Annotated in this window: 17 protein-coding genes; 13 read left to right on the top strand and 4 right to left on the bottom strand. The window is 67.1% G+C overall.

What is annotated here, in order from left to right; genetic code table 11:
* Nucleotides 1-11: 11 nt before the first annotated feature.
* The 4 genes from SM757_RS01000 to SM757_RS01015 form a co-directional block, all read right to left on the bottom strand.
* Nucleotides 12-2,462: an efflux RND transporter permease subunit gene (locus SM757_RS01000; protein WP_322464192.1), complete on the bottom strand. Its 2,451-nt coding sequence runs from the start codon at nt 2,460-2,462 to the stop codon at nt 12-14.
* Nucleotides 2,463-2,499: 37 nt separating this feature from the next.
* Complete coding sequence (locus SM757_RS01005; protein ID WP_322464193.1) at nt 2,500-3,462, bottom strand: WD40/YVTN/BNR-like repeat-containing protein; 963 nt, start codon at nt 3,460-3,462, stop codon at nt 2,500-2,502.
* 167 nt (nt 3,463-3,629) lie between these two features.
* Nucleotides 3,630-4,997, bottom strand: a complete 1,368-nt coding sequence (locus SM757_RS01010) for a DUF1329 domain-containing protein (protein WP_322464194.1) — start codon at nt 4,995-4,997, stop codon at nt 3,630-3,632.
* 23 nt (nt 4,998-5,020) lie between these two features.
* Entirely contained in the window at nt 5,021-6,736 is a 1,716-nt protein-coding gene (locus SM757_RS01015; RefSeq protein WP_322464195.1) for a DUF1302 domain-containing protein, read from the bottom strand.
* A 701-nt stretch (nt 6,737-7,437) separates the two neighbouring features.
* Between SM757_RS01015 and SM757_RS01020 the strand changes: the two genes are divergently transcribed.
* The 13 genes from SM757_RS01020 to SM757_RS01080 all read left to right on the top strand — a co-directional run bounded on the left by SM757_RS01020 (nt 7,438) and on the right by SM757_RS01080 (nt 19,346).
* Nucleotides 7,438-7,761 (top strand): 2Fe-2S iron-sulfur cluster-binding protein, encoded by a 324-nt coding sequence (locus SM757_RS01020; RefSeq protein WP_322464196.1) that lies wholly within the window; start codon nt 7,438-7,440, stop codon nt 7,759-7,761.
* A 371-nt stretch (nt 7,762-8,132) separates the two neighbouring features.
* Nucleotides 8,133-9,365, top strand: coding sequence for an acyl-CoA dehydrogenase family protein (locus SM757_RS01025; RefSeq protein WP_322464197.1), 1,233 nt, complete (start codon nt 8,133-8,135; stop codon nt 9,363-9,365).
* Nucleotides 9,362-10,111 (top strand): TetR/AcrR family transcriptional regulator, encoded by a 750-nt coding sequence (locus SM757_RS01030; protein ID WP_322464198.1) that lies wholly within the window; start codon nt 9,362-9,364, stop codon nt 10,109-10,111. Before SM757_RS01025 ends, SM757_RS01030 begins: the two co-directional genes overlap by 4 nt.
* A gap of 33 nt (nt 10,112-10,144) precedes the next feature.
* Nucleotides 10,145-11,800, top strand: a complete 1,656-nt coding sequence (locus SM757_RS01035) for a phytoene desaturase family protein (RefSeq protein WP_322464199.1) — start codon at nt 10,145-10,147, stop codon at nt 11,798-11,800.
* Between the two features lie 15 nt (nt 11,801-11,815).
* On the top strand, nt 11,816-12,199 hold the full coding sequence (locus tag SM757_RS01040; protein ID WP_322464200.1) for a hypothetical protein: 384 nt from the start codon (nt 11,816-11,818) through the stop codon (nt 12,197-12,199).
* Between the two features lie 19 nt (nt 12,200-12,218).
* Nucleotides 12,219-13,001, top strand: a complete 783-nt coding sequence (locus tag SM757_RS01045; RefSeq protein WP_322464201.1) for an SDR family NAD(P)-dependent oxidoreductase — start codon at nt 12,219-12,221, stop codon at nt 12,999-13,001.
* Nucleotides 13,002-13,006: 5 nt separating this feature from the next.
* The gene (locus SM757_RS01050; RefSeq protein ID WP_051242529.1) at nt 13,007-14,302 is read left to right on the top strand and encodes an MFS transporter; all 1,296 of its coding nucleotides are present in this window, start codon (nt 13,007-13,009) and stop codon (nt 14,300-14,302) included.
* Nucleotides 14,303-14,335: 33 nt separating this feature from the next.
* Complete coding sequence (locus tag SM757_RS01055; RefSeq protein WP_322464202.1) at nt 14,336-15,616, top strand: cytochrome P450; 1,281 nt, start codon at nt 14,336-14,338, stop codon at nt 15,614-15,616.
* 57 nt (nt 15,617-15,673) lie between these two features.
* The gene (locus SM757_RS01060; protein WP_028998285.1) at nt 15,674-16,705 is read left to right on the top strand and encodes a hypothetical protein; all 1,032 of its coding nucleotides are present in this window, start codon (nt 15,674-15,676) and stop codon (nt 16,703-16,705) included.
* Nucleotides 16,706-16,710: 5 nt separating this feature from the next.
* Entirely contained in the window at nt 16,711-17,061 is a 351-nt protein-coding gene (locus SM757_RS01065) for a Cif family virulence factor (RefSeq protein WP_028998286.1), read from the top strand.
* On the top strand, nt 17,058-18,065 hold the full coding sequence (locus SM757_RS01070) for a flavin reductase (RefSeq protein WP_238446678.1): 1,008 nt from the start codon (nt 17,058-17,060) through the stop codon (nt 18,063-18,065). Before SM757_RS01065 ends, SM757_RS01070 begins: the two co-directional genes overlap by 4 nt.
* Before the next feature lie 28 nt (nt 18,066-18,093).
* Nucleotides 18,094-18,516: a nuclear transport factor 2-like protein gene (locus SM757_RS01075; protein WP_064735964.1), complete on the top strand. Its 423-nt coding sequence runs from the start codon at nt 18,094-18,096 to the stop codon at nt 18,514-18,516.
* Nucleotides 18,513-19,346 (top strand): SDR family NAD(P)-dependent oxidoreductase, encoded by an 834-nt coding sequence (locus tag SM757_RS01080; RefSeq protein WP_051242515.1) that lies wholly within the window; start codon nt 18,513-18,515, stop codon nt 19,344-19,346. Before SM757_RS01075 ends, SM757_RS01080 begins: the two co-directional genes overlap by 4 nt.
* Nucleotides 19,347-19,383 lie beyond the last annotated feature (37 nt).

Genomic DNA, 19,383 nt, shown 5'->3' on the forward strand with positions numbered 1-19,383 from the left:
GAAGAGTTGGTTCAGGCGGCCGGACGCGGCTGCACGTGGGCCACGGGCTCACGACGCCTGGGATTGAGCAGGAAGTGGGACAGCGCAGGAATCAGCACGAGCGCGCCGAGCATGTTCCACAGGAACATGAAGGTCAGCAGGATGCCCATGTCGGCCTGGAACTTGATGGGTGACCAAGCCCAGGTGATCACGCCGGCGGCCATCGTCAGGCCGACCAGAGCCACCACGCGCCCGGTGAAGTCCAGCGAGCGACGGTAGGCCTGTGCCAGCGTGGCGCCGCGGCGCTGCATGGCGATCTGCACGCTCAGCAGGTACAGCGCATAGTCCACGCCGACGCCCACGCCCACCGCGATAACGGGCAGCGTGGCCACCTTCAGCCCGATGCCCAGCCACACCATCAGCGCCTTGCACAGGATGGAGGTGATGATCAGCGGGATCATCGCGACCACCGTGGCGGCGATGCTGCGGAAGGTCAGCAGGCACAGCAGCGCGGTGGCACCGTAGACCGCCAGGTACATCTTGACGATGCCGCGCTCGACCTCGATGTTGGTGGCGGCCTCGATGCCTGCGCTACCCGCGGCCAGCAGGAACTGCGTGGGGGTCCTGGCGTCGGGCGCGGTGTTGTGGCGCTGCGCGAAGTCCTCGCTTACCTTCAGCACGCGTGCGAGCGTGTCGGCCTTGTGGTCGCTCAGGTACGCCACCAGCGGGGAAACCGAGCAGTCCTGGTTGGTGATGTCGGGCGTGGCGATCATCGCGGCACCGACCGCGGCGTTCGTGATGGCCTGGTCGCGGCTGATGGTGAGCCACTTTCCACTGCCTTCGGACAGGCCGGCGGTGAAGAAGCGGGTCGTCTCGGCGACCGAGGCCGTGGTCTGCACACCCGCGGTCGAGCGCAGCGACTGCGCCAGGTTGTCCATGAGCTGCAGCGACTCGTACAGGCGGCAGCCGTCGGCGCCCGTCTTCATGATGACGACGAACTGGTCACTGGACAGGCCGTAGTGCTCCGTGACGTAGGCGTTGTCGAGGTTGTAGCGGGAGTCGGCGCGCAACTCGGGTGCGCCGGGATCGAGGTCGCCGATGCGCAGTTGCATCATCACCACCGAGCTGATGGCGGTGACCACGAAGGCGGCGCCAATGGTCAGCGATGCGTAACGGCGCTCGGTGAGGCGGTCCAGTCCCAGCCACAGCCGGGCCATCAATCCTTTGCCCTTGCTTGTGTCGTGGTCCTCGGCCAGCGCGCGCTTAGCCGCCGCGGGGCTCACACCGATGTACGACAGCGAAACCGGAATCAGCACGAGCTTGGTGAAGACCAGCACCGAAACGCCAACGCTGGTGGTCAACGCAAGGTCACGGATGACGGGGATGTCGATGATCATCAGCACCGCGAAGCCGACGATGTTGGTCAGCAGCGCCGTGAGACCGGCCATGAACAGCCGACGGAACGTGTAGCGCGCTGCCACGTACTTGTGCGTGCCCCGGCCCACGTCCTGCAGGATGCCATTCATCTTCTGTGCGCCATGCGACAGCCCGATGGCGAAGATCAGGAACGGCACTAGGATGGAGTACGGGTCGAGCTCGTAGCCGAGCAGCTGCATCAGCCCCAGCAGCCAGATCACGCCGGCCGTGGCCACCGTCACCAGCAGCACGGTGGAGCGCACACAGCGCGTGTAGGCCAGCACGAATACCGCCGCCACCAGCACCGACGCGCCGAAGAACAGCATGACCTCGTGCAGGCCGGCGATCAGGTCACCCACGATCTTGCCGAAGCCCACGATGTGGACGCCGACCTTGTCGCTTTCAAAGGAGCGGATCTTCTGTTCCAGCGCACGCGAGAAGGCACCGTAGTTCAGCGGCTTGCGGGTGTTGGGATCGAGCTCCAGCAGCGGCGCGACGATCATCGTGGACTTCAGGTCGTTGGCGACCAGGCTTCCCACGATGCCCGCACGCGTGATGTTGAGCTTGAGCTGCTCGATCGACTCGGGCGATCCGCTGTAGTCCTGCGGCATCACCGGCCCGCCGCTGATGCCCTCCTCCGTCACCTGACGCCAGCGCACGATGGGCATCCACAGCGACTTCATCCACGAGCGGTCGACGCCCGGGATGAGGTAGAGCGTGTCGTTGACCTTGCGCAGCGTCTCGAGGTACTCGGGATCGTAGATGTTGCCGGTCTTGTTCTCGACGACGATGCGGATGGTGTTGCCCAGACCGGGCAGCTCCTTGCGGTTGTCGAGGTAGTTCTTGATGTACGGGCTCGACGTCGGAATCATCCGGTCGAAGCTCGCATTGACGTCGAGCTTCAGCGCAAAGAAACCGAAGACGACCGTGGCCAGCAGGCACAGCGCCAGCACCAGGGCACGGTGGTTGAAGATCAGGCGTTCGGCCCGGTTGCCGGAATGGACGTCGAAGTCCCGCGGGTCGGCGATCACCGGCATGCCGCCGGTGTTTTCGGTATGGCCGCTCATGGCGTGAGTCCTTGAATCGTGGTGCGCGCGCGCCAGGTCATTGCAGGGAGTAGCCCATCAATTCGACGACGCGGATGCCGTTGATCTGCCCGAAGACCAAGCTCTTGCTGCCGGCAGCCACAGCAGAGAGAACCTCGCTCGTGAAGGGCACCTGCAGCGGCTGTACCTTCAGGCTCCCGGGCTTGAGGGCGAGCACATGTCCGGCTTGCGACACCAGCAGCACGCGGTCGTCGCCGGCATTCACGGCGGCGACGATATGGGCATCGATGCCGGTGTCGACCTTGTCCCACTGCTGGCCGTCGTTGCGGCTGAGGTAGACATTGCCGCGCAGTCCGTAGGCCAGCAGGCGGCCGGGCTGCACGTCGATGCCGAAATACGTGCCCTTGTACGGCGTGTCCACCTTGACGAAGCGGCCCTGCTGACGGTCCAGCCGCAGCAGCAGCCCCTGCTCGCCGGCGACGTACAGGCGCTCGGCCGTACCCGACACACCGTAGAGGTGGAAGCGGCTGTCGTTGTCCACATGCTCGATCCACGGCGCCCAGGTCTTGCCGTGGTCGGCCGTGCGCAGGATCAGGCCGAACGCGCCCACGAGGTAGCCCTCGCCGTTGGCCCCGAACCAGACGTCGAGGAAGGGCGCAGGCAGCACGCCGGGCGTGGCCGACTGCTCCATCGCCCGATCAAACTCGTCCAGCATGCCCTTGGCCCGGGCATCTCCCGCCTGAGCGGCGGAGCCATAGGTGGACCGCAGCAGCTTGAGCACCGAGCGGCCGTCGAGCACGCGCTCCCAAGTCGCACCGGCGTCCACCGAGCGCAGCGCCACGGCATCGTGACCAACGGCCCAGACGGTATCGCCGGCGGCGAACTTCACCGACACGAGGTCGGCGCTGACGGGCGCGGGCACCTGCTTCCAGCTGCCACCGCCGTCGACGGACAGCAGCACCAGGCCCCGGGGACCGACACCGACCAGGCGGTCACCGCGCCGGGCAAGGCTGCTGACCATGGTGCGTTGTGCGCGCGCCGACGGCGCCGACGGCGTGTCGAGCACATCCTGTAGGGGCGCCGGCGGGGTTGCAGGGCCGGCGGCCATGACCGCCGCCATGGCCACAACCAGCCCCGCTGCCGAGACGAGACGATGCAAGGAAGGCATTGTGCTGAGACTGTTTTCTGTCAGCGCGCCGTCTCGCGCGTCACGATCGACTCGGGGTTGAGCTCACGCTCGGGCGCTGCCTTCGCCGCGATCGTGTGTCCGCCCACGTTCACGTCGTTGAAGTAGCCGTACATGTTCTTGTTGAAGTCGAAGATGACGTTGCGCACCGCCCAGGGCAACTTGTGGTCGTACAGCTGGACCATGCCGTTGAAGATGGAGCGGTAGAGCTGGCCGTTCTGGTCGAATGCGTCGTACAGGCCGGCGCCGGTCATGTCCTCGTCCAGGTAGTAGTTGCGCTTGGAGTACGCGTGGCGCATGCCGGACTTGAGGGTCGCCTCGACGACCCAGACGCGGTGCAGTTCCCAGCGGTGGCAGTCCGGATTGACGTACTTCGGCTTGAGCGCCATCTCGACCGTGGGGCATTCGAACGAGCCCTTGTACTCGTTGTAGGGGATGTACATCTCCTTCTTGCCCACGAGCTTGTAGTCGAAGCGGTCGAGCTTGCCCGAAACGATGAACAGCTCATCGAACAGCGTGAGGCCACCCTGACTGGCCACCGGGGTGTCGTAGGAGAACTCGGGTGACTGGCGCACGCGGCGTTGCCCCGGCGTGTAGCTCCAGGCCTTGCGCGGCGTGGCCACCGGGTCGATGAAGTCCGTGAGGCCGGTGGCCGCGCCGGCCAGGCGGGCCGGTTGCTTGGTCACCGAGAACACGCGCCACGCCATGTTGGGATCGCGGTCGGTCAGGTCGGCCTGGTACCACACCGGGTCGGTGTACGTGCTCTGCTCGGACGTCATGGTCGGCTTGCCCGACGTGTCAACGACCCAGGAGCGCGACGCCGAGGTCGTGATCGCGGTGTCGCCCTGGTAGTGCAGGATCTGGTTCCACATTGCCTCCAGGCCGTTCTTGGGGATGGGGAACGGCAGGCCGCCGCGGCAGGCCGTATCGACGGCGATGCCGTCGCGCAGCGTCTTGCAGCTGGTCGCATTGCGCACCGTGGCCTTGAGCATCTTTTCCGGATAGGCCGCAGAGCGGCGGCTCGGATAGATGTCGAGGTAGTACTCGGGATTGTTCTTGAGCAGGTGCTTCTGGCCGTCGCTGAGCTTGTCGGCGTACTTTTCCCAGTTCTTCGAGTCGATCCGGAACAGGGGCTTGTCGTCCTTGAACGGGTCAACCCACTTGCCGGTGCCGGGCTTGAAGCCCGCCGGCGCCGTGGTGACGCCACCGGTGTAGGCAGGGATGGAGCCGTCGGCGTTGCCGGCCTTGGTCGCGCCAAACTCGGTCAGCGTGTTGCCCAGCTGTTTGGCCTCGTCCGCCGAGACTGCGGCCAGCGCGGGTGCCGCCAGGGCGACGAGCGCCACGGCGCCCAGGGTTTTGTGCAAGTTCATGTGTCGGTCTCCGTAATGTGTGTTCAGAACGCGGTGCGATAGGTAAAGACGAGCCAGCCGCGGTCGGTTGCGCCGATGCTGCCTCCCGATGCGCCCCCGCCGATGAGCGCGGTCCCTGCGGCGTTGTATTTGCGCGGCGCGCTGATGTCGGCGTACCGCAGTGAGAATTCGTGCTTGGACTGATACGTCATGTTGGCGCCGATCGACCAGGTCAACAGCTTCTCGAAGCCGCCGCTGCCCGAGGGCGCCACGCCCTTGATACCGTAGTTGACGGTAATGGGCACCGACAGGTCCCACGACGGCAGGATGCCCAGGTACTGCGGCGTGAAGTTGAACGCGACCTGCCAGAAATTGCGGCTCGAGCACGCGTCGGACTCGTCGCCGGGCACTGCCGGCACGCCGCCCGAGCCGGTGCCCGTGCGCACGCAGCCGGCATAGCCCACGCCCTTGTACAGCTGCTCGTTGGTAGTGACCTTGTCCAGGCGGCTGTAGGCAATCTCGGCCGCCACGCTGCCGGTTTCGAACAACGCGGTCTTGGGCAGCAGGTACGTGCCGTTGGCCACGGCATGCCAGGTGTTGCCGCGCGCGCCAGTGTCCAGGGTCGGGGCCGCGTAGCTGCCGACGGTGTTGAGCGCAGCGTTCTTGCGGTACGAGAGATCCGCGCCGAAGCTCACCGGGCCGATCGGACGCGCCAGGCTCAGGCCAATCAGCTTGGTGTTCTGCGGGTAGACGAAGCGGAAGGTCGTCGGCAACGGTCCGGCGAAGCTTCGGAACTGGATACCGTTCTCCGGGTTGTAGTCGTCGAACTCCCGGTAGTACAGGCCGATCGTCGAATTGATGGGCTCGACGTTCATGCGCGCGCTCAGGCCCCAGTTGCCACGTTGCCGGGGCTTGCGCGCCTCGACGTTGGTGGCAGCGATGCCGTTGGGGAAGGCCGCGTTCGGCCCCACGATGCTCAGGCGGTCGACGTTGGGCGAGGTATCGGAGCCCGACAGGTAGGTGCCCCCGTTGGGAGCACGGGTTTCCTCCCACTCGAAGAAGTACTGGCCTGCCAGCGTCAAGTCGCTGGTGGCCTGCACCTTGAACGAGACCTGGTTCAGCGGCAGGAACAGTTCCTTGGTCTCGATGCCGGGGCTCGCCACTGCCTTCTGGCCATCCAGCGGCGCCTGGGAATAAGAGATCGCATGGGCACCGATGAGCAGGCCCTCGCCCCACACGAGGGAGTGCCGCCCCAGCCTCACGTTGACGGGCACCTCGCCCACGTTGAAGTTGGTCCAGACGAAGGCATCCAGCAACTCGCCCGACGGTCCGTTGATGTAGCGCTTGACGTGGTTGTTGTAGGTGTTGTTGAAGTAGCTGGTCACGCCACCGGCGGGCGACGTCACCGTGCGGTCGGAATAGGCATCGTCGTACCAAGCGGTGGCGCTGATGCGTGCGCCGAACTGCCCTTTGTAGTTGAGGTCGAATTCGCTGAGCAGGTCAAGGCGGTTGGTGACGATGTCGTGCTTGCCGAACTTGGCGTCCGACTCGTCGTAGGGCGCGCTGGCCAGGATCCGCGGATCCTGCTTCTCCATGCGGGTGCCAAGGTTGTAGCGCAAGGTGTTGTCCCATCGGGCCTTCAGGTCCGGATTGCCGAAGTCCAGCTCCATTGCCGAGGCGTGGGTGCCCCAGACCGCCAGCACTGCGGCCACGGCACGCAGCCGGCGCTCATCCCTCTTGGTCCGCGTGAACTTTTTCATGTGCCTTGTCTCCATCGCCTGGTTAACTTTGTCGGGTACGACAGCCCGGCCCTCTGAGGCCAGGAAGGGCTGCGATGCATGTGCGCAGGATCAAGGCCCCTGGGCCCGGCGACTGCCGCAATTCTGCATTGCGATGGGAATTCTAAGAATAGAATTTGAACAGATGCTCAGAGTTTGTACCTATACAACTCCGCAACGTCTGCTCTGCAACCTTGCGCTTGCCTGGCTGCTGCCACCAGGAAGGAATCCATTCACTTAGCAATGCAACCCGGGTTTGTCCCAGGCAGGCAAGCCTGTTGCAAGCGAACGTGCAGGCACGGAACTGCTCGGCAGGCTCTCTGAGCCAGCGATGCAGTACGGCGCACAGCAGGCTAGTGCCGGATTCTGGTGAGGGCGCCACTCCTGCAGGTCGGCAAGAGCCTTGGCGTTGTGCTGCAGAGTGAGGTCAGGTGCCAGTTGGCAACAGCCCCATCAGGCGGGTCCGGTCTACTCCGACGACTTCCTGTGTAAATAAACAGATTCTTGGAATCTGTTCACATATTGTTCTATCATCGATACGCACAGCGACTTCGCCGCATGTCCATGCGTACCCGCCGTGGCCCTGCGCGTAGCGCGCTTCCGTGACCGCGGCCGTGGCATCTCTCGTCACAAGGCCCGTGCGCCGATCCAACCCGACTTTGAGCTGCTAGCAAGGAAACGCCATGCCCCACATCCACTATGTCACTGCCGATGGCAGCCGCACCGAACTCCAGGCCGATGCCGGTGTGAGCATCATGCAGGCCGCCCTCATGCGTGGCCTGCCCGGCATCAACGCCGACTGCGGCGGCGCCTGCCAGTGCGCCACCTGCCATGTCTACGTGGACGCAGCCTGGACATCCAAGTTGCCCCCGATGGAAGACATGGAAGACGCCTTGCTTGACTGCACCGCGGAGCCGCGCCAGCCGGGCAGCCGTCTTTCGTGCTGCCTTACGATGAGCGCGGAACTTGACGGTATCGTCGTGCGCCTGCCCGCCGCGCAGGCCTGATTGGCGCTTCACGGGTTCCGGCACACGCTTTGTCGGGCCCCGCTTCCCGGCCCACGGCCCCAGCCCGCATATCCCAAGGTCCTGCGCCATGCGCGGCATCACGCTGCGCGGCAGCGCGGCGTGCAAGTTGCAGTTTGCAGCGTGTGCGGGCGACGAACTTCCTCCTCATCCCTGCTCTGGCGCCGCTGTGCTCGACAGGCCAGCCCGGACTGGCCACCCCGCTTGCAATCGACCCTGCCATTCGCGCTTTGGCACGAGCCTGCTGCGTTTCAGTGACCTTGGGAACGCATTGCAGATCTCAGAGTAAACACCAGTGTCACCATGACTAAAGATGAACATACTGCACACATCTGTTCATTTTCAAGTCCGTCATGAGCCGCACTCTTCCTGCCGCCCCTGAAGTGCCTGCCGATCCCGTGGCGGTGGCCAAGTCCCTGGCACCGTTGCTGGCACGGCACGCCGAGGAGGCCCAGGCGTTGCGCCGCCCCACGGATGGGGCCATTGCGGCGCTGCGCGAGGCGGGCCTGTTGGGGATGATGTTCCCGCGTCGCGCAGGGGGCACTGGCCACAAGCTCATCACACATGTGGAGACGGTGGCCGCGCTGGCCCGTGGCTGCCCGGGCACGGCGTGGGCGTTCGGGCTGCTTTCGGGGGTCACCGCCTCGGCCGCGTCCATGCCGCCGGCAGTGGGCCAGCGCGTGTTCAGCCGTGGAGACGAACTGGTGTGCAGCGTGGCGGGTCAAGCCGGTACCGCCCGGCCTGCCAAAGACGGTTACATCATCAACGGCACCTGGGGCTACGCCTCCGGTTGCATGCACGCGGCGTGGGCACTCAATGGCGTGCGCATCCTTGACGACGCGGGCAGCGTGGTGGATTCCGGTTTCGCTTTCCTGCCCCTGCCGCACGGGCCGCATGCCGATGCCACCGTGTCCGTGCTGGACACCTGGCATGTCGCCGGGCTGGCAGCTTCGGGCAGCCACACGGTACAGGCCAGGGACACTTTTGTGCCGAACGTGATGGTGCTGCGCTTCTCGCAGCTGCGCGCAGCAGCGGCCGGCGCACCAGCCTCGGCGCTGGAGCCGCGTGACCGCTGGCCGGTCGAGCCGTTGTTCCCGCTGGGTGTTCTTGCGCCCATGCTCGGAGCGGCCGAGGAGTTGCTCGAGCAGGTCAAGGCCAACCTGGCGCGGCGCACGACGGTGGGCTGGAACTACCCGACCCAGGCCGATTCCCAGACGCTGGTGGGGCAGCTTGGCGAGGCGGCGCTGGAAGTTGACTCCGCCTGGCTGCACATCCGTCGCGCAGTGACGATGATTGACGACACCGCGCAGCTGCGTCCGCTGTCCGGCCGGGAAAAGGCACGCATCCAGGCCGACTGCGGCTACGCGATGCGGCAGCTGCGCCGAGCGGCTGATCGGCTCATGGACATCGCCGGCCCGGGGGCCTTTGCCACCTCCAGCGCGCTGCAGCGCCTGTGGCGTGACTTGAGCCTGGGCAGCCGCCACACCGCGCTCAACGCGATGCTGGGCTGCGAGCTCTATGGCCGCGCGCTGCTGGGGCAGCCGTCGAATCTGGCACTGCTGGCCGACATCGGGGCACCGGCATGAAAAAGCACGCCGTCGCGGCCGCAGGCGAGCCGCTGCCACAGGAGCACACCAACGCCGATGCATCGCCTCCTCAGGACCACCGCGTGCGCGTCGCCGAGATCAAGCGCGAGCGCATGCGCGAGCGCCTGATCGAGGCCACCATGGCGGCGTATCTCGAGTGCGAGCCCGGCCACCACCCGGTGGTCGACGACGTGATCCGCATCGCCGAGGTCTCTCGCGGGAGCTTCTACAAGCATTTCGAGGCCATCGACGAGGTCTTTGCCGAGATCGGCCGGCGCATGGCCCGCGAGATGCTGCAGACCTATGGACGCCTGACCGCGTCCTTGCAGGACGGCGCCGCACGCATGGCCCTGGGCCCGCTCATGGCGCTGGTGCGCGCCGCGATGGAGCCCCGCCACGGCGCCTTCATCGCGCGCGTGGACTTCATCGAGTTCCTGGCCAGTGATGAGCCTCGTGCCAGCCTGGTCGCGATGAGCCTGCACGAGGGGCGCTTGCATGGTGCGGTGACCTTCGACTCGATACAGGCCGCCATGGACCTGGTCGTGGGCACCACTGTCGAAGGTGCACGACGCATCGTGCGCACGCGCACGCTCGACGGTGGCTACATCCGGGAACTTGCAGGCATGGTGCTGCGCGGCCTGGGTGTCTCACCGCTGGCCGCAGACCGTGCTGTGAGCCAGGCGTGGCAGCGGCTGGTTGACGAGTCGGCCACGCTGTCCTGGTGGAAGCCGGTGAGCCCGGCCTGAATTTCAACTCGGCGCATCCTCGCAAGGAAACGTATGCCTTCAAGCACGATCTACGACACCGCCATTGTCGGCGGTGGCCACAACGGGCTGGCCGCAGCCTGCTACCTCGCCGCGGAAGGCCGCAAGGTCGTCGTCATCGAGGCCTTCCACAAGGTCGGCGGCATGGCGTCCTCGGGCTACTTGATACCGGAGGCACCGCAGCACCTGGTGCATCCCTGCGCCCTGGACCTGATGTCGTTGCGAGTGCATCCCATGATGCCGCAGGAGCTTGAACTCGACCGCCATGGTTTCCGCCACGTGGAGATGACGCCCGCCTACGCCTACCTGCATCCGGACGGCAGCTCGCTGGTGTTCTGGCGCGACATCGAGAAGACGGCGGCCGAATTCCGCCGCTTCTCCGAGTCCGACGCCAAGGAGTTCCTGGCACTGATGCAACTGGTCAACGCCTTCATCGACATGGCGATTCCGATGATGCGGGTGGACCCGTCGCAGCGCAACCTGGGAGCCAAGTGGGAGGCGCTCAAGGCCGTGCTGCGCAACAGGCACCTGAAGCCCGAGATCATGGCGCTGGTAGGCTCCCCGGCCTACACGTCGATCATGGAGCGCTTCGAGCATCCTGTGACCCAGTCGGCGCTGTGCAGCCTGCTGGGCGCGGCCGGTCCGATCACCAACGAAGCCACGGGCATCTACTTCGCGCTGCTGGGCTTCATCCAGCGTTTCGGCGTGGGCCGTGTCATCGGCGGCATGCAAAGCATCTCCGACGCCCTGGCCTCGCGCTTGCGGGAACTCGGCGGCGAGATCCGTGTGTCCTCGCCGGTGGCGGAGATCGTCGCGCGCAACGGGCGCGCGCAGGGCGTGCGCCTGGTCGATGGCAGCATGGTGCATGCCAGCGCCGTGATCGCTTCCATCCACCCGAAGGTTGCCTTCGAGCTCGTCACGCCCGGGGCCATCGAGCGCAGGCTGCTCACCCGCATGGCACTGGCGCCGGCCAACGCGCATGGTGCCTCGCCGCTGAAGGTGGATGTGGCTCTGCGCGGCCAAGTGCAGGTGGGCAAGCACCAGGCGATGCGCACCGACGGCGTGGACCTGCGCAAGTGCGTGCTGCTCGTTGGCACGGTGGAGGCCGTGCTCGAGAACTTCCGCTCCAGCGCTCGCGGCGAGGTCCCCAAGCTGCCGTACCTGTGGGTCACGGCGCCCAGCGCGGTGGATCCGTCGCAGGCACCCGAGGGCCAGGACGTGGTGTACCTGTACCCGGTGGCGATGCCCGTGAACCCCAACGAAGGCTGGGACGCGATTCGCCAGCGCGTGGGCCAGATGGTCATCGACCAGGCCGACGCGTACATGCACGGCATCAAGACGCTTGAGATCGGCCGCCGTGTGGAGGCGGCGCCTGACCTGGCCCACCGGCTCAACGTACACAACGGCTGCGTGGTGCACATCGACACCGCCACCACCCGCTCGTCGCTGATGCGCCCGGCCGCAGGACTGGGCGGCGATACGCTGCCGGTGGCGGGGCTTTTCCTCGGTGGGGCCGGTATCCACCCGGGTGGGGGCATCAACGGGCTGCCGGGCCGCATCGCCGCCGGCCGCGTCCAGCGCTACCTGGCCAAGGCGCCCAAGGCTGTCGCTTCCAGGACCGTGCAGGACGCTGCGCGCGACGGTGCGCCGCAGGCGCGCTCCTCCTACTGAGCCGTCCATTCCGAGGTGACCGAGGTGACCCAGCCACCAAGCCAGCCCATGCCCGAGGCATCGCGTATCCGCAGCCCCCTTTTCGACCAGGTCTTGCACTGGAAAACGGGCCGCAGGCAGGCGTTCATGGGCCTGTATCGCCGCATGGCCCACGCGGGGAGGACGCTGGAGTCCGTCGGCAAGCACCAGGCCAGCGGCGATGGGGCCTGGGCTGCCGTGGAGCCGCGGTCGGACACCTGCAACCGGCAGCCGCAACTGCAGATGGTGGAGTGTCTGGTCAATGGCTCCGAGGCCGCACGCTGCCTGCGCAGCCGCTGGCCAGGGCCGCAAACCTTTTCCATTGGCATCGAGCTCCACAGCTTGCGTGCCGGCGCGCCGCACGCGCGGTTCTTTCATTGATTCCATGGAGGCAGCGAACGTGAAACGATTCGAAGGCAAGTCGGCGCTGGTCACTGGTGCCGGCCGTGGCATCGGCCGCGCCATTGCACAGGCGCTGGCCGCCGAAGGAGCGCGTGTGCTGGTGTCGGCGCGTACCCGCGCTCATGGCGAGGCCGTGGTTGCGGCCATCCAGGAGCGCGGTGGCGAGGCCGTGCTTGCGGTGGGCGACATCGGCGTGCGCGAGGACATGCGTGCCACGGTGGCTGCAGCCGTGGAGGCCTTTGGCGGCCTGGACATCGCCGTGCACTGTGCGGCCGATGCAGCGATGGGGCGGATGGCCGACATGGACGAGTCTGCGTTCGACCGCCAGGTGCACGCCAACATCCACTCGCTGTTCTGGTTGGCCCGTGATGCGCTGCCGGCGCTCTCGCGCGCAAGCGACAAGGGGCGGCTGATCTACATCTCCTCGGGCGCGGCCAACCGCAGCTTCACGCCGGGGCTGATCCCCTACATGGCCAGCAAGGCCTACATGAACGCCTTCGCGCGCGGCCTGGCCAACGAGGTGGGCCACCAAGGGGTGCTGGTCAACGTGGTGGAGCCCGGGTTGATTGCCTCCGACCGCATGCGCGAGCACCTGAGCGACGACTTCAGCGCCCGCATTGCCCGGCCCTTCCCCGTGCCCCGCCCGGGCCTGCCCTCGGAGATCGCGGCGGCGGTACTGTTCCTGGCCTCCAGTGATGCGGCCTACATCACCGGCACGTCGCTGTTGGTGGACGGCGGCGCGACGATGGCGCCCATCGCGGGCATCGAGGACCAGCTTTGAAGCCCGTGGCCTCGTCTCACAGCCAAGCTGGTCTGCCGGCCGGCCCGCACGGCGAGATCCGGCGCGGCTGGCCCGTGCTGTTCATGGCCCTCGCCGGTGTGAGCACCAGCGTCAGCGCGCTGCTGCTCTACAGCTTCGGTGCGCTGGTGGTCCCACTGCAGGAAGCCTTTGGCTGGACACGCGCCGAGCTGCAGCTCACCTCCAGCTTCATTGCCGCAGGAGGGGCGTTGTCCGTCAACGCCGTGGGCTGGCTCAATGCACACCATGGGATGCGCCGCATCAGCGCCGTGTCGCTGCTGGCGCTGTCGCTGGGGCTGCTGGCCATGACGCAGCTGCAAGGCTCCATTGGCTGGCTCTACCTGGGCTACTTTCTCCTGCCCTTCCTGGGCCTGGGGACCACGCCGGTGACCTGGACCCAGTGGGTCAACCTTTGGTTCGAACGCCACCGCGGGTTTGCGCTGTCATTGGCGCTGTGCGGCACCGGCGTGGCTGCGGCTGTGCTGCCCCCGGCCATGACCTGGGCCGTGGGTCGGTGGGACTGGCGCGCCGGCTACGTGGTGCTGGCCCTGCTGCCCTTGCTGCTGACGCTGCCCTGGGCCCTGCGTGCGCTGCCAACCCGGTCCCAGGCACAGGCAGGCGCCGCGGCTGCGTTGCCCCTGGCGGGGATGCGCTTTGCGCAGGCGGTGCGCAGCCATCGGTTCTGGTTGTGCAACGTCGCGCTGGCGCTGGTGGTGGCAGGCGTGGTGGGCATGGTGGCCAACACCGTGCCGCTGCTGCGTGACCTGGGTCTGTCGGCGACTGCGGCCGGTGCCGTCTTCAGTGTCTTCGGCGCGGCGCTCATCGCCGGGCGGCTGCTGGTGGGCGTGCTGTTGGACCGCCTGTGGGCGCCGGGCGTGGCGGCCGTCACGCTGAGCCTGCCGGCACTGGGCTGTGCCATTTTCCTGCACGCCGACGCCAGCACACCTCTGGCGCTGCTCATGCTGGGCACCGCCTTGGTAGGCGCAGGCTCGGGTGCGGAGTTCGACATCGCGGCCTACCTGGTGGCGCGCTACTTCGGGATGCGCGACTACGGCAAGGTCTTCGGCGTGCACCTGGGCGTGGCCACGGTCGGCTCGGCTGCGGCGCCGTTCCTGTTTGCGGCGCTGCTGCGCTCGGGCGGCGGCTACGGACCGTTGCTGCTGGTGTGCATCGCCTGCTTCCTCTTCGGTCCCTTGCTGCTGCTGGCACTGGGCCGCTACCCGCGGTTCGACACCGCCGTGGACGAGCCTTGCGCCGCCGGCACGCCCGTGCGGGCCACTTGAGTTCTTACCCTGAGACAACCACTGGAGACCATCATGAGCAACGTATCGAACGCTGAAAAGCTGGAGCAGGCCTACGCCAGCGTGTCCGACACCTACCGCGGCTTGACCGAAGACCTCTACGGCGCGTGCCGCCAGATGCGCGAGACAACGCCCGTCTACGAAGGCGACTACATCGCCAAGTTCCTTGGCGTGCCGACCAACGCCGGGTTGCAGGCCGGCACCAGGCCGACCTACGCGGTGTTCAAGTACCAGGACGTGATGAACGTGCTCAAGGACGCCAAGCGCTTCACCAGCAGCTTCATCCTCGAGGGCATGGGCAAGGTCTGGGACGGGCTGATGATCCTGGGCATGGACGGCGAGGCGCACCGCCACGTGCGTGCGCTGCTGCAGCCGGCCTTCATGCCGGACAACGTGAACAAGTGGCGTCCCAAGATCGATCGCGTGGTGCGCGAGGATTTCGTGCTGCCGATGCTGCCGAAGAAGAAGGCCGACCTCATGGACATGGGCCTGCACTTTCCGGTGCGGGTGATGTATGCGCTCGTCGGCTTCCCCGAGAACGACGCCGACGAGTACAACCAGTACGCCGCCTGGGCGCTGTCGATGCTGGCTGCCAACCAGCTTGACAAGGCCAAGGCCGAGGAAGGCCGCAAGATCGCCGCCCAGTCGGTCAAGAGCCTGTACGACGCACTGATGGTGCAGGTCAAGCAACGCCGCGCCGAGGGCGCCAAGGGTGACGACCTCATCAGCCGGCTCATCAACGCCGAGTACGAGGGCCACAAGCTCGACGATCACGAGGTCGCCACCTTCGCCCGCTCGCTGCTGCCCGCCGCCGGTGAGACGACCACGCGCACCTTCAGCGCGGCGATGACGTTCCTGCTCACGGTACCGGGCCTGGTGGAGCGCGTGCGCAGCGACCGCACGCTGGTGCCCAAGCTCATCGACGAGGCGGTGCGCTTCGAGCCGTCGTCCACCTTCAAGGTGCGCGAAACCGCCGAGGACGTCGAGATCGGCGGCGTCACCATTCCCAAGGGCTCGTTCGTGCAGTGCATGGTGGCCTCGGCCAATCGCGACCCGAGCGTGTTCGAGAACCCCGACGTGTTCGACATCGACCGTCGGCAGAAGCCGTCGTTTGGCTTCGGCTTCGGGCCGCACATGTGCATCGGCCAGTTCGTGGCGAAGCTCGAGTTGCTGTGTGCCATCAACGCGCTGCTTGACCTGTGCCCGAACCTGCGCCTGGACCCGGAGCAGCCTTCGCCCAGGATCGAGGGCGCGCACCTGCGTGGCGCCAAGAGCGTGCACGTGATCTGGGATTGAGGCTGCGGCCCGATCCGCGACCGCCCGTACGACAGCAACCCGGACAGGACACGACCCATGCGTCACTTCACGAACGTTCCCGAGCGCGCCGACTTCGCCTACCAGTGCCTAGTAGGTCCGCAGAAGGTCAGCGGCACCAAGCTTGCCGACCTGCGCGACCACTTCGGCCTCAAGCTCACCAAGCACATGCCCTTCGGCAGCGTGCGTGACGAGGAGGGGCACATCTACTCGATGGTGCGCGCCCTCAACGCGCCCGGCAGCACGCCAAACCCCACCAAGTTCATCTACCAGAGCACGCGGCTGGACAACAAGCACATCCGCGTCGACAAGGAGAAGATCGCGCCGCGTGCGCTGACCATGTTCCCCGCGCGCGGGCTGGACAACGACACCGCCTGGTGGTCCAGCCTGGAAGGCGAGCCGGGCCAGCCCTGGCACCTGACCGCCTCGGGCAGCGCCTTCAGCTGGCGCGAAGAGGGCCTCTTTGACCTGCATGGCAAGCTCATCGGCAACGGCATGCAGTGGTATCTGCCCGGCGTGGACTGGGGCACCTTCTACGTCTCGCAGCTCTACGACGTGGCGGGCACCTGCGAGGGCCGCAAGGTCAAGGGCGTCATCGCGCTGGACCAGGCCTGGATGGCGGAGGGCGGCGCCATCCACATGAGCAAGGACCTGGTGGTCAACCACAAGATGCACGTCATCTGGTGGAGCTTCGCCACCATCTACAAGGACGGCACCTGGGATGCCGGCTCGTTCATGGTCGGGCATGACAACCTCGGCTACGCCATCTTCCAGAACGAGAAGGGCGAGATCCGCTGCACCACCGACATCGAAGGGACGGTGCGGCACAAGGATGGCAGCTGGTTCGCGCAGGACGCACGCATCGTGCTCGAGGGCCAGGAGGAATGGGAGTTCGTGCCCGATCCCAAGGGCGAGATGATCGACTTTGTCGGTGGCTTTCCCATCACCGCACAGCAGGAAGGCCGCTGGCGCCGCGTGGGCGACACGCGCGAGCCCGACCGCTGGATGGCCTGGGGCGAGAGCGACAAGCGCAACGGCAGCGCACGCAACGTGCGTGGCCAGGAGGTCTGAACAGCATGGACGCCCGAGCCATCGAAGGCTTCCTGCACGCGCAGGTCAAGGCCTGGAACGCCGGCGACAAGGCGGCGTTCCTTGCGGCCTACCGCACGGCTGCGCCTGAGGGCCTGGAGATCGAGTACGTGGGTCGCGGCCCGGCCGCCGACGGCTGGGCGGTGCTCGAGGGCATGTGGGCGCAGCAGAGCGCACGCATCGAGATCGAGGAGGTCGCCGCCGTCGTCAACGGCAACGAGGCGGCCTGCCACAACCGCAACCGGCTGCGCGGCACCTCGACGGCCATCGAGACCATCGAGCTCTACCGCTTCGATGCCGGGCGGCTGTCGGTGCGCTACTTCGTGCGCCAGCCGTGAACGCGGTCGCTCCCGTGGAGCAGCAGCCCACCGCTCCTGCGCTGGACCCGCGGGCGTTCCGTGCCGCGCTGGGGAGCTTCGCCACCGGCGTGACCGTCATCACCGCGCGGGCGGCCGATGGCGCGCCCGTCGGGCTCACGGCCAACAGCTTCAACTCGGTCTCCCTGGAGCCGCCGATGGTGCTGTGGAGCCTGGCACGCAAGTCGCTGAGCCTGCCGGTGTTCGCACAGGCCCAGCACTGGGCGGTGCACGTGCTCGCTGCGGATCAGGAAGCGTTGTCCACGAGCTTTGCGCGCTCAGGCACGCACAAGTTCGCAGGGCTGGCGATGGAGGACGGTCTCGGGGGCGTACCGCTGCTCGAAGGCTGTGCGGCGCGCTTCCAGTGCCGCACGGCTTTCCAGCACGAGGGCGGCGACCACCTGATCTTCGTGGGGGAGGTGCTCGCCTTCGATCGGGCCGAGCGCGCGCCGCTGGTTTTCCATGCCGGGCGCTACGCGCTGGCCGCGCGGCGTGACCCGCAGTTGCCGCAAGCCCGCAGCGCCCGCGTGGCCGGGGGCTTGGGCGAAGACCTGCTGGGCTACCTGCTGGGCCGTGCCTACTTCCAGTGCCACCTGGAAATGCGCGAGCGTGCCGCCGCGGCCGGCCTCGATGAGCACCAGTGGGTCATCGTCGCGGCCCTGACCGTGCGCGACGGCGTCGGTGTCGCCGAGCTGGAGGCGGCGCTGGGCTACGTGCTTGACGGCCCCGTGGAGCCCGTACTGCGATCCCTGCGGGCTCAGGGCTGGGTCATGGCCACCGGCAGCGATCCCTCGTCTACCGCCCGCTACACCCTGACCCCTGACGGCCGTGACCGCTCGCTGCACCTGCTGGCCGCGGCCAAGGCGCACGAAGCCGAGCTGCTGGCGCGCTTCGGCTACGACGAGGGCGCGCTGCTGAAGCTGCAACTGCAAAAGTTCATTGCCGCCACCAATCCCGGGCTACACGACCTCTGGCACGACGCCTGAGGGCAGCCCCTTTCCTGGAGACACCCCCATGCACACCGTGGACCCCGCAGCTGTCGAGCGCTTCATGCTCGGCCAGGTCGCCTGCTGGAACGCACATGACAAGGCTGGCTTCCTGGCCCTCTACCGCGAGATGGCACCGCAGCGGCTGGAAATCGAGTACGTCGGCCGCGACGAACAGGCCGACGGCTGGTTCGTCATCGAGGAGATGTACGACAAGCACAACCACCAGATCACGCTCGACGTGGTGGCGACCATCGTCAACGGCAACGAGGCTGCCGTGCACCACCGCAATTGCATCGTCGGCACCGACCTGGCCATCGAGAGCATCGAGACCTACCGCTTCGAGCCCGGGGCGCTGTACGTGCGCTATTTCCTCAAGCCGCCCGCACCTGGTGCGCTCGAGCTCGATCAATTCCGAGGCTTCGCCGCCGCCAAGGAGGTGTCGGCATGAGCCCCGCTTCAAACCTGCCTGGCCCGCATCCCGGTCGCTTCGAGGATCAGGTTGCCATCGTCACCGGTGGCGCCTCGGGCATCGGCGAAGCCACCTGCCGCCGCCTGGTGGCCGAAGGCGCGACGGTCGTGATCGCCGACGTCAACGAGGAGCGCGCGCAGGCCCTGGCCGCCGAGCTGGGCCCTGCAGCCCGTGCCCAGGTGTTCGATGCCGCCGACGTGAAAAGCATCGAGCGCCTCGTGCTCGGCACGGTCGAGCGCCTGGGCCGCCTGGACGTGCTGCACAACAACGCCGCGCTCAGCGCGCCGGATATCCACAGGCGCGACAACAACGCCATCGACATCGAGTTCGAGGTCTGGGACCACGTGATGGCGGTCAACCTGCGCGGCTACCTGGCCGGCTGCAAGTACGCTTTGCCGACCATGATCGCGCAAGGCGGCGGTGCCATCGTCAACACCGCCTCCACCGGCGGCTTCGCCGGCGACATCACGCGCATGGCCTACAGCGTGTCCAAGGCCGCCATCATCGGCCTGACACGCCAGATCGCCACGCACCACGGCAAGCAGGGCATCCGCTGCAACGCCGTGGCACCTGGGTTGGTGCTCACGCCCGGCACCCGGGGTGCCGCGGCCTCCGTGATCGAGGTCATGCAGCGCCACCTGCTGGTGCCGGAGTTCGGCGAGCCCGAGGACATCGCCGCGCTGGTGTGCTTCCTGGCCTCCGCTGAAGCGCGCTACATCAACGGGCAGACCTACATCGCCGACGGCGGCATGCTGGCGCATAACCCCACGATGGCCGACCTCGTCGACATGGCACGCCGCGGTGGCTGAGGCCGCGACGCCCGGGCTGCGGGCCCCCTTGTCACGC

The sequence above is a fragment of the Azohydromonas lata genome, from assembly GCF_034427735.1.
GTDB classification, from domain to species: domain Bacteria; phylum Pseudomonadota; class Gammaproteobacteria; order Burkholderiales; family Burkholderiaceae_C; genus Azohydromonas; species Azohydromonas lata.